This is a genomic window from Streptomyces sp. NPDC006385, assembly GCF_040612485.1.
Taxonomy (GTDB): Bacteria; Actinomycetota; Actinomycetes; order Streptomycetales; family Streptomycetaceae; genus Streptomyces.
Window position 1 is genome coordinate 1 of record NZ_JBEXQG010000134.1, and the last position, 10,360, is coordinate 10,360.

Genomic DNA, 10,360 nt, shown 5'->3' on the forward strand with positions numbered 1-10,360 from the left:
CTTGAAGGACCCGGTGGGGTTGGCGCCCTCCACCTTGAGGTGGACCTCGCAGCCCGTGCGCTCGGAGAGCACCTGCGCCTCGTACTGGGCGTACTCGGGCTTTCGGGCGGTGCGGCGAGAGGGCGTGCCGGGCGTCGCGCGGCAGGCGTCACTTTCGCAACAGGCCCTAGCGCGCGGACTTGTGCAGGGCCTTGTCCATCGCCGCCGCGAAGCCATTGGCCCACAGCTGGTCGACGCGGGCCCGCTCACGCGCGTCCGGGTTGGGGTTCGTGCAGGACGGGCCGGGGCCGCCGCCCGACATCAGCTCGCTGCACGGGCCCTCGTAGTGATCGGGCAGACCGAGGACGTGACCCGTCTCGTGGGCGGTGACGCGGGTGGAGTCGTACTCCTGGTTCTGCTGGTGGTCGAGGAAGATGTAGCCGTTGCCGTGCCCGTCGGTCGAGGCGTAGGAGCCGCGCGGGTCGTTGCCCTCGCGGTAGGTGAAGTCGGCGTTCGAGCCCTCTTGGAGCCGGACGTTCGACACCGCGCTGTTCCATATCTGGGTGCTGCGGGCTATCTGCGCCTTGAACGTCGGCGCGGCGGAGGCGTCGTAGACGACGGTGACGGCCGCCAGGCCCGGGTTCGCGGCGCGCTTCTCGGCGACGGACTTCAGGACGGCCTGGAAGAAGGCCCGACTGCCGTCGGAATCGGCCGACTTGGCGGCATACCCGGCGTGACCGGGAGCGGCGGCGGCGGGAACCGCCGTGCCGAGTCCGGCCGTTGCGAGAGTGAGGGCGAGGACCGCCGCCGTACGGGCGGACGGGGACGTACGCGAGCGCATTGAAGACTCCTAGGTGGGGGGTGAGTCGTTCAACACGTGAGTGTCGGCCCCTGTGCGGCCGCTGTGATGATGGCAACCGGTGATAGCACGGCCCTATCAGCGGCCCAATAGGCAGGCATCCGGGAGGGTTTGTGCGGCTGGTGAAACCCCTGATTCCGCTTTAGTCTCCAAGGGCATGGACCTTGAGGTCAGACACCTCCGCGCGCTATGCGCCATAGCCGACACCGGCAGTCTGCACCGGGCCGCGCGCCACCTGGGCGTCGCTCAGCCCTCGCTCAGCACGCAACTGCGGCGCATCGAGCAGGAGCTCGGCGGCGCGCTGTTCCTGCGCACGCGATCCGGCTGCCGCCCCACCCCGCTGGGCCGCCTGGTCCTCAGCCGCGCCCGCCCGCTGGTGGCCGAGATGCGCGCCCTCGTCGCCGAGGCGAGGGCGGCCGCGGCGGGCGGCCCGGGGCTGCGCGTCGGCTCGACGGCCAGCAAGGCCCTGGCGGGCTGGCTGCGCAGACTGCGCGGCCACGGCCAGGACCCGACCCTGCACATGAACGTCTCCCCGAACGCCCTGCTGCGCATGGTCGCCGACGGCCAGCTCGACGTCGCCTTCGTGCACGAGGTGGAGGGCAGCCCCCTGCGCATCCCGCCGGAGCTGCGACTGCGGGTGCTGATGGAACGCGAGCCGCAGTTCGTGTCCCTGCCGGCCGACCACCCGGCGGCGGCCAAGTCCGAGGTCGACCTGCGTGACCTGGCCGGCGACCGCTGGATGATCGACCCCACGGTCGACGGCGAGTGGGACGCCGTGCAGCGGATGTTCCGCGCGGCCGGCGTCAGCCCCCATGTCCTGCACGGCGACTACCACACGGCCGGCGCCCTGGTCGCCACCGGCGAGGTGGTCACCGTCTGCCAGCCGACCCACGCCTCCAGCGCCGACATGGCGGTACGCCGCCTGCACGGCGACCCCCTCGGCGTACGGCTGCTCCTCGCGGCCCGTACGGAGACGGACCTGGACGGCGTCTATCCCGCGCTGGAGGAGGCGTACGGGGAGGCGGCCCGGCAGGCGCCGGCGTACCGGGAGTGGCTGGGACGCGACGGCGAGCGGCAGCCGCCGGTCCCAGCACTCCCGTAGAGGCACCGGCTCAGACGCCGATGTCGCAGCCGTCCTTGCGCCAGACCGCCACGACCGCCGGACGGTTGAGCTCGCCCGGACCGTCGGGCCAGGCGCTCAGCGGCTTCTCGGCCGTCGCGCCGTCGATCTCGCCCGGGTGCTGCACGGCGACGAGCACACGGCGGTCCTGGATGATCGGGCCGCAGGTCTCCGCGCCCTTCGGCATCGTCAGGAACTGCTTCAGCTCACCGCGCCGGTCACCGCGCGTGGCCACGCCGAAGAGACCGTCGTGGAAGCCGAGGGCGTTGCCGTCTGTGGAGATCCACAGGTTGCCGTAGGAGTCGAAGGCGACGTTGTCCGGGCAGGAGATCGGGGAGACGTGCTCCTTGGGGAACCCGGCGAAGTAGGTGGCCGGGTCCTCCGGGTCGCCCGCCACCAGGAACAGCTTCCAGGCGAACGTCTTGCTGTCGGCGCGGTTCCAGCGCTCGGTGAGCTCCAGGACCTGGCCGTGCTTGTTGCCGTTGCGCGGGTTGGCCTCGTCGGCCTTGGCGTTGCTGCCGACGCCGCGGTTGGTGTTGTTGGTGAGGGCGACGTACACCTTGCCGGTGTGCGGGTTGGGCTCGATGTCCTCGGGCCGGTCCATCTTGGTGGCGCCCACCTTGTCACCGGCGATGCGCGTGAAGACGAACACCTCGTCGGCGCTCATGCCCTCGACGTGCGAGACGGCGCCCTTCGCCGTCGCCGTGGCCAGCGGGATCCACTCGCCGCTGCCGTCGAACTCGCCGTCGGCCGGAAGCTTGCCGGTGCCGTCGATCTCGATGGCGGGAGAGTCACCGGTGAGCTTGGCGACGTACAGCGTCCCCTCGTCGAGCAGCGACAGGTTGTGCTCCCGCACCGCCCGGCTCGACCCCTTCTTCATCCGCTTGCTGCCGACGAACTTGTAGAAGTAGTCGAAGCGCTCGTCGTCACCGGAGTAGACGACGGGCCGCCCGTCCTCGGTCAGCCGCACGGTCGCGCCCTCGTGCTTGAACCGGCCGAGCGCGGTGTGCTTGCGGGGCTTGGAGGTCGGGTCGTACGGGTCGAGCTCGACGACGTACCCGAAGCGGTGCGGCTCGTTCGGCTCCTTGGCCACGTCGAACCGCTTGTCGAACCTCTCCCACTTGCGCTCGCTCGCGCCGGTCCCGAGCCCGTACCGCTTGTCCGTGGCGCGGGTGGCGTTGGCGAAGTACTGGTTGAAGTTCTCCTCGCCGTGCAGCGTGGTGCCCCACGGGGTGACGCCGCCGGAGCAGTTGTTGAGGGTGCCGAGGACCTTGGTGCCGGTCGGGTCGGCGGAGGTCTTCAGCAGGTCGGAGCCGGCGGCCGGGCCGGTGACCTTGAACTCGCTGGTGGCCGTGACCCGCCGGTTGAGCGGATGCCGGGGCACGGGGGTGAGCTTGCCGCTCCTGCGGTCCTCCTCCACGACGACGGCGGAGAGCCCGTGGGCGGCCCAGGCGACCTCGACCTGCTGCCTGGTCGGGTTGTCGGCGTCGTACCCCCGGAACATGAGCACCTCGTCGGTGTACTCGTGGTTCGCGACGAGGATCTGCCGATTGCGCTCGCCGCGCAGCGGGAGCAGGGCGAGGAAGTCGTTGTTGTAGCCGAACTGCTTGGACTGCGCCTCGCCGGTCTGGTTCTCCGGGTCGAAGGCGGGCGCGCCACGCAGGATGGGCTCGCCCCAGCCGATCACGATGCTCTGCGCGTAGCCGTCCGGGATGGTCACGGTGTCGGCGGTGTTCGGCGCGACGGCCTCGAAGCGCAGACCGCGCGCGCCCCGGGAGGAGCCGCGCTTCCCCTGCTCCTCGCCGGACCTGTCCTCGTCGGCGCTCGCCTTCGGCGCGGCGACGGTGGCGGAGGCGCCCACGGCGGCGACCGCGGTGACGACGGCGGCGGCGCGCAGCGTCGTACGGCGGCTGACGGCGTCGGCGATGACGTCACCCACGTACGGGTTCGTGGTGGTATTGGGCACCTCGTGGAAGCAGGCGTCACCACACCGGAACCGGCAGGTCAGGGCGGCCCGGCCGCCGGGGTGCGAGTCACTGTTCGTGCTGATGATCGGCAACGGAATACGCATGGTGTGTCTTTCTCCCTGCTTCCCCATGAAGTGCAGCGTGACGGACGCTAGGGGCACGTTTGTGCGGCAGCGGAGCGAGTGAGTTAACGACAGGTGAACCAGAGGTGTCTGTACGGGAGTTGAGCCCTCGCCCCGAGTCGGCGCGAGGGGGGCCTTGACGTACCGAGCGCCGCTGTGCCCGCCCCTCCCCAAGATCGCCACCGAGGGCCGCTAACCTTACGTGTCCGTCCTGGCCAGGGATCTACGGGCATCAACTCACGCGAAGGGTTGCGCACATGGGCATTCTCACTCTCCTGCGGAACGCGTTCGGCCGGTCACGCAAGGGGCGTACCGCCGAAGCGGAGGGTGCGACTCCTTCGCCGGAACCGCAGCCGACGCTCCCGTCCCCGACCCCGGAGCCCCAGCCGACGGCTGCCGCCCAGGTACCGGAACCGCGAGCGTCGGAGCCGACGGTCTCCGAGCGGGCGAAGCCGGAACCGACCGACCAAACGGAGAAGGACGAGCACGATCTGGTCGCGGCAGCCTTCGACAACGTCACGGTCCCCAAGCCGGCAAAGCCGGTGGAGACGCGGGGGGAGGTGCCGGGGGATGAGGAGCCGGGGGTGGAGACGGCGGTCACGGAGACGCCGGTCACGGAGACGCCGGTCACGGAGGCGGTGAGGGCTGAGACGGCGGTCGTCGAGGAGCCGGTCACGGAGGCGGTGAGGGCTGAGACGCCGGTCGTCGAGGAGCCGGTCACGGAGACGCCCACTGCCGAGGCCCCGGCCACCGAGACGCCCGCCGCCCAGGAGCCGATCAAGGAGACGCCCGCCCCCGAGGCCCCGGCCACTGAGGAACCCGCCAGGACAGAGCCTGCCGCGAAGACGCCGGCGGCCGAGGAGCCGACCACCGAGAGGCCCGCCGCCGAGACGCCCGCCGCCCAGGAGCCGATCAAGGAGACGCCCGCCCCCGAGGCCCCGGCCACTGAGGAACCCGCCGAGGCAGAGCCTGCCGCGAAGACGCCGGTGGCCGGGGAACCGGCCACGGAGACGCCCGCCGCCCAGGACTCGATCGCTGAGACGCCTGTCACCGAGGCCCCGGCCACCGAGACGCCCGCCCCCCAGGAGCCGGCCGAGGCCGTCGAGGAACCGGCCGTGGAGTCTGCCGGGGCAGGGGCTGCTGCCGACACGCCGGTCGTCGACGAGCCGGCCAAGGCGGAGCCCGTCGCGGAGACGCCTGCCGTCGAGACGTCCGTCGACGAGGAGCCGGTCGCGGTGGAGTCGCCGGCTGAGCCGGAGCCCGCTGTCGAGGCGCCCGCTCCGGTTGCGGCGGCGCAGGACCAGGCCCCCGAGCCCGAGGCATCCGCCGAGGTCACGCCCACCCCCGAGCCGGAGCCCGGCGCGGCGGCGGAGCCGATCGCCGTGCCCGAGCCTGCCTCGGAGGCACCCACCACCCCCGCACCCACCACCCCCGCGGCCGCCGACGGCGAGGACGCCCCACAGGGGCCACCCGCGGCCGACGACGAAACCCGCACGGGTGGTGCGGGTGGGAACACGGACGCCGAAGGCGAAGCCGAGGCCACTCGAACGGTCCCCCGAACCCTCCGCACAGCCCACCGCGCCGCAGCCGCCGCCCTCGAGAAGCACAACCTCACCGGCACCCGAGCCAAGGTCTACCTCGTCCTCGACCGCTCCGCCTCCATGCGCCCGTACTACAAGGACGGCTCCGCCCAGGCCCTCGGCGACCAGACCCTCGCCCTCGCCGCCCACCTCGACCCGGCCCCCCAGCCCAAGGTCCACGTCGTCTTCTTCTCCACCGAACTCGACGGCACCGGCGAGCTCACCCTCACCGACCACGAGAACAGGATCGACGAGCTCCACGCCGCCCTCGGCCGCATGGGCCGTACCAGCTACCACGTAGCCGTCGAGGAAGTCGTCACCCACCACCAGAAGACGGCCCCCGACACCCCCGCCCTGGTGGTCTTCCAGACCGACGGCGCCCCCGACGCCAAGACCCCCGCCACCCAGGCCCTCACGGACGCCGCGAAGAACCACCCCTCCGTCTTCTTCTGCTTCGTCGCCTTCGGCGCCCCCGAGCAGAAGGCCTTCGACTACCTCCGCAAGCTCAAGACGGACAACACCGCCCACTTCATGACAGGCGAAACGCCCCTGGAGCTCACCGACAAGCAGCTCTACGAGGGCATCCTGGCCGACTGGCGCCCGTGACCCCCAGGGGGTGGACGGGGTGCACCGCCCCGTCCACCCCCCGAAACGCGTGTGAGTCGATCTTCACGGGGCCAGTAGGATTTCGACCATGGCGGCCACTGGATCCGAGAAGCAGGGTGGCAAGGCGTTCTACGTCTCCACCCCCATTTACTACGTCAACGACGCTCCTCACCTGGGCCACGCCTACACGACCGTCGCAGGGGACGTGCTCACGCGCTGGCACCGTCAGCGCGGCGAGAAGGTGTGGTACCTCACCGGCACGGACGAGCACGGTCAGAAGATCATGCGCACCGCGAACGCCAACGGAGTGTCCCCGCAGGAGTGGTGCGACAAGCTCGTCGAGGAGGCGTGGAAGCCCCTCTGGGAGCACCTGGAGATCGCGAACGACGATTTCATCCGCACCACGCAGAAGCGGCACACCGACCGCGTGCAGGAGTTCGTCCAGGATCTCTACGACAAGGGCGAGATCTACAAGGACAGCTACGAGGGCCCGTACTGCGTCGGCTGCGAGGAGTACAAGCTCCCCGGCGAGCTGCTCGACGGCGAGGGCGAGTACGCGGGGCAGAAGCTGTGCTCGATCCACAAGAAGCCGGTGGAGCTCCTCCAGGAGGAGAACTACTTCTTCAAGCTGAGCGAGTACGCCGAGAAGCTGCTCGCGCACTACGAGGCCAACCCGGGCTTCATCCAGCCCGAGTCCGCGCGCAACGAGGTCGTGAACTTCGTACGCCAGGGCCTTCAGGACCTCTCCATCTCCCGCTCCACCTTCGACTGGGGCGTCCCGGTCCCCTGGGACGACAAGCACGTCATCTACGTCTGGGTCGACGCGCTGCTCAACTACGCCACCGCGGTCGGCTACAACGAGAACCCGGAGAAGTTCGAGTCGACCTTCCCGGCCGACGTCCACCTCGTCGGCAAGGACATCCTCCGCTTCCACGCGATCATCTGGCCGGCCATGCTGATGGCGAACGGCCTGCCGCTGCCCGGCAAGGTCGCCGCCAACGGCTGGCTGATGGTCGGCGGCGAGAAGATGAGCAAGTCCAACCTGACCGGCATCAAGCCGCAGGACCTGACCTCGCACTTCGGCGTGGACGCGTACCGCTGGTACTTCCTGCGCGCGATCGCCTTCGGCCAGGACGGCTCGTTCTCCTGGGAGGACTTCTCCGCCCGCTACACCAGCGAGCTGGCGAACGACTACGGCAACCTCGCCTCCCGCGTCGCGGCGATGGTCGGCAAGTACTTCGGCGGCGAGCTGCCTGCGGCCACCGCCGACGGCGAGGCCGAGAGGGCGATCCACGACGGCCTGGCCAAGGCGGTCGCGGAAGCCGACCGGAAGATCGGTGACGAGCTGGACTTCCAGGGCGGCATCCTGGCGGTCTTCGACTTCGTCAAGCAGGTCAACGGCTACATCACCGAGCAGGAGCCCTGGAAGGTCGCGAAGGACACCTCGGAGGAGGGCAAGGCACGCCTCGCCACCATCCTCTACACGGCCGCGGAGTCCCTGCGGGCCGTGGCGGTCCTCCTCAACCCGGTCATGCCGGAGACCTCCCAGAAGCTCTGGGACTCCCTGGGCGCGCAGGCATCCCTCGGCGCCCTCGCCGACCAGAAGGTCCAGGAGGCCGGCGAGTGGGGCGTGCTCCCGGCCGGTACGACGGTCACGAAGGGCGCGGTCCTCTTCCCGCGCCTGGAGGAGAAGCCGACGGCGTAGCACACACGGCAGCACAGGGGCAGGCCCGCTCACGCGGGCCTGCCCCTGTGTCTGTGCGTGGTCGCGGAGATCCGAAAGGCTGCCGTGAATTTCTTGGCTGACTCGTGGTCAACTCGGGGACATCACGCGGATGTTGTCCCTTGGGTTGGCATCGATCCCGCCTCACCGGCACCATGCCCCCCGCCGCGACCGTATGGTTTCCGCCATGGCAGTCCCTGAGGTCATCCCGATCGCCTACGAGCCGCACGGTCGCACCGAGGCGATCGGCCGTTACGCGGACGGGCAGTTCATGGGTTCGGTCACCTACGCCTTTCCCAAGGGCTTCGACCTCGGCGCCGGCTGGGAGGAGCACAAACGCCTCTATTCGGTCCTGCACACCTTCGACGCCGACGGCACGTACCGCGACTCGGAGATCTGGTGCGCCGGCACCTGGGCCGAGCAGCAGCGCGCCCCGCACGGCCCGGACTCCGTGCTCACCCGGGCCCGCGCCCACCTGGCGACCCTGCTGCGCAGCCTGCCCCGGCGCATGTACACGGACATCGCGATACGTCCCTTCCAGCTCACCTTCGACGGCGTGCTGTTCGGCCTGGTGACAGGAGAGGACGAGAGCGAGCCCTGGGCCGAGCTCTACCCGGACCACCTGGGCTTCGGCGCACCCTGGGACGGTTCGTACGACACCTGACCCACTGCGCCTGCCTTGCACCTCTATGCGTGGCCCTCCCCAAGGGGCTATACATGGCGAAGATCATGTGAAGCCGGTGACTTACCGGGACATGACCAGACATCCAGGCCAATGCGTGGGGGGAACCATCCATGGCACTGTTCGGCAACGCGCACACCATCGACCAGGGACAGGCGCAGCAGGACTACGCCCGTCTGCTGGGCCACGGTGAGCAGGTGCACGCCGCGTACCTGCTGATACGGGACACCATCCTGTTCACCGACCGCCGTCTCATCCTGGTCGACAAGCAGGGCATCACCGGCAAGAAGGTGGAGTACCACTCCATCCCCTACCGCAGCATCACGCACTTCGCGGTGGAGACCGCCGGCACCTTCGACCTGGACGCCGAGCTGAAGATCTGGCTGTCGGGGTCGGCGACGCCCATCGAGAAGACGTTCACGAAGGGCGTCGACATCTACGAGGTCCAGGCGATCCTCACGCAGTTCGTGGCGAGGTAGCCGCGGTCCGGTGGCCCACGTCCCGTCGGCCGCGCCGAGGTCACCCGCCTCGGCGCGGCCGACGCCCGTCATTGCGCGTTCCGGTCCCGACTGCGCGCCATAATCGGCGCACGATGATCCCGCACCGCCGCCATCTGCCGACCGACGTCCTCACCCTCGGCGCCCGCTACCCGCTCGTCCTGGCCGGCGAGTGCGCGGTCCGGGCCCATGGGCTGACCCCACGGGCGCCACGGGAGACGCCGGCCCAGGAGCCGGGCGAGGCGCCGCTGGAGGAGCCCGGCGGGGCGCCGCTGGAGCTGCCGGGCGGGGCTCAGCTGGGGGAGCCGGGCGGGACACGCCGGGCGGGGCCTCGTCGGGCCTCCCGCGCCTGGCCGCTGGAGGTGGCCACGGAGACCTCCGAGCCCATGGACCGGATCGCGTCCGTGATCCGGCAGGGCCTGAGCGAACGCGGCTGGCAGGTACGCCTCCTGGAGACCGACCCGCTCTCCGCCCGCCTGCTCGTCACCGACCCCGACACGGGTGAGGAACGTACGGTCGACCTCCTCAAGGAGATGTTCTGGCGCCCGCCGGTCATCACCGGCCTCGGCCCGGCTCTCGCTCTCGAGGACCTCATCGGCACCAAGGTCCGGGCCCTGACCGACCGCGGCTCCGCACGCGACGTCGTCGACGTGCGCCTGGCCGCGCCCGACCGGAGCTTTCCCGATCTGGAGGAACTCGGCCGCCGCCACGCCTGGGACGAGTTCGACCTGGCGGACCTCCAGTCCCGCCTGGAGGCGACGGAGCTGCTGGACGACAGGGAGTTCACCGCCGGCGGCCTGCCCGAGGACGCGCTGCCGGCGCTGCGGCGATGGGTCCGGGCATGGGCGGACGACATCGCGGAGCGCCTGCTGGAGGAGGAGGCCCTCAGACCTCCGGCGGAGGAGTGACCCGAAAGCGCGCGGTCATCCGCGGCCGGCCACGCCCTCTGCCGCCCTGTCCCACCCTCTTCACCTGCGCGCTCACGAGACCCGGCGCACCGACCAGCTGCTCGCCGCGGGCGAGACCGGCTTCCTGCACCGGCAGGCCCATGTCGCGGGCCTGCTCTGGACGGACTACGACGACGGCACCACCGTCACCGTCGGGGCACCAGCACCGGCAAGCTCGCCTCCCACGTCAAGCTCTACGACAACTGGAAGGGACGGTCACGGCTGAACGGCCCGTTCTTCTATGAGAAGTGGCCCGGAACCGACGTCGGTTCCGGGCC

The 10,360-nt window shown here is 70.7% G+C and carries 8 protein-coding genes; 6 read left to right on the forward strand and 2 right to left on the reverse strand.

Annotated features, from left to right (window positions below):
• Positions 1–166: 166 nt before the first annotated feature.
• The gene (gene snpA / locus ABZ078_RS43455; protein ID WP_356584073.1) at positions 167–820 is read right to left on the reverse strand and encodes a snapalysin; all 654 of its coding nucleotides are present in this window, start codon (positions 818–820) and stop codon (positions 167–169) included.
• 175 nt (positions 821–995) lie between these two features.
• Between snpA and ABZ078_RS43460 the strand changes: the two genes are divergently transcribed.
• Positions 996–1,940 (forward strand): LysR family transcriptional regulator, encoded by a 945-nt coding sequence (locus ABZ078_RS43460; protein ID WP_356584074.1) that lies wholly within the window; start codon positions 996–998, stop codon positions 1,938–1,940.
• Between the two features lie 10 nt (positions 1,941–1,950).
• On the opposite strand, the gene ABZ078_RS43465 is transcribed toward ABZ078_RS43460, so the two are convergent.
• Positions 1,951–4,029 carry a PhoX family protein gene (locus ABZ078_RS43465; protein WP_356584075.1) on the reverse strand — a complete coding sequence of 693 codons (2,079 nt, stop codon included), beginning with the start codon at positions 4,027–4,029 and terminating at the stop codon, positions 1,951–1,953.
• A 275-nt stretch (positions 4,030–4,304) separates the two neighbouring features.
• Here ABZ078_RS43465 and ABZ078_RS43470 point away from each other — a divergent pair, with 275 nt between their 5' ends.
• The 5 genes from ABZ078_RS43470 to ABZ078_RS43490 all read left to right on the forward strand — a co-directional run bounded on the left by ABZ078_RS43470 (position 4,305) and on the right by ABZ078_RS43490 (position 10,043).
• Positions 4,305–6,233, forward strand: coding sequence for a VWA domain-containing protein (locus tag ABZ078_RS43470; RefSeq protein WP_356584076.1), 1,929 nt, complete (start codon positions 4,305–4,307; stop codon positions 6,231–6,233).
• 88 nt (positions 6,234–6,321) lie between these two features.
• On the forward strand, positions 6,322–7,938 hold the full coding sequence (metG, locus tag ABZ078_RS43475; protein WP_356584077.1) for a methionine--tRNA ligase: 1,617 nt from the start codon (positions 6,322–6,324) through the stop codon (positions 7,936–7,938).
• Positions 7,939–8,143: 205 nt separating this feature from the next.
• The gene (locus tag ABZ078_RS43480) at positions 8,144–8,620 is read left to right on the forward strand and encodes a hypothetical protein (RefSeq protein ID WP_356584078.1); all 477 of its coding nucleotides are present in this window, start codon (positions 8,144–8,146) and stop codon (positions 8,618–8,620) included.
• 131 nt (positions 8,621–8,751) lie between these two features.
• Positions 8,752–9,117: a PH domain-containing protein gene (locus tag ABZ078_RS43485; protein WP_194043638.1), complete on the forward strand. Its 366-nt coding sequence runs from the start codon at positions 8,752–8,754 to the stop codon at positions 9,115–9,117.
• 113 nt (positions 9,118–9,230) lie between these two features.
• Positions 9,231–10,043, forward strand: a complete 813-nt coding sequence (locus ABZ078_RS43490) for a hypothetical protein (RefSeq protein ID WP_356584079.1) — start codon at positions 9,231–9,233, stop codon at positions 10,041–10,043.
• Positions 10,044–10,360 lie beyond the last annotated feature (317 nt).

Coding starts and splice junctions, on each gene's coding strand:
- snpA (WP_356584073.1), bottom strand. CDS start 820: ATGCGCTCGCGTACGTCCCCGTCCGCCCGTACGGCGGCGGTCCTCGCC.
- ABZ078_RS43460 (WP_356584074.1), top strand. CDS start 996: ATGGACCTTGAGGTCAGACACCTCCGCGCGCTATGCGCCATAGCCGAC.
- ABZ078_RS43465 (WP_356584075.1), bottom strand. CDS start 4,029: ATGCGTATTCCGTTGCCGATCATCAGCACGAACAGTGACTCGCACCCC.
- ABZ078_RS43470 (WP_356584076.1), top strand. CDS start 4,305: ATGGGCATTCTCACTCTCCTGCGGAACGCGTTCGGCCGGTCACGCAAG.
- metG (WP_356584077.1), top strand. CDS start 6,322: ATGGCGGCCACTGGATCCGAGAAGCAGGGTGGCAAGGCGTTCTACGTC.
- ABZ078_RS43480 (WP_356584078.1), top strand. CDS start 8,144: ATGGCAGTCCCTGAGGTCATCCCGATCGCCTACGAGCCGCACGGTCGC.
- ABZ078_RS43485 (WP_194043638.1), top strand. CDS start 8,752: ATGGCACTGTTCGGCAACGCGCACACCATCGACCAGGGACAGGCGCAG.
- ABZ078_RS43490 (WP_356584079.1), top strand. CDS start 9,231: ATGATCCCGCACCGCCGCCATCTGCCGACCGACGTCCTCACCCTCGGC.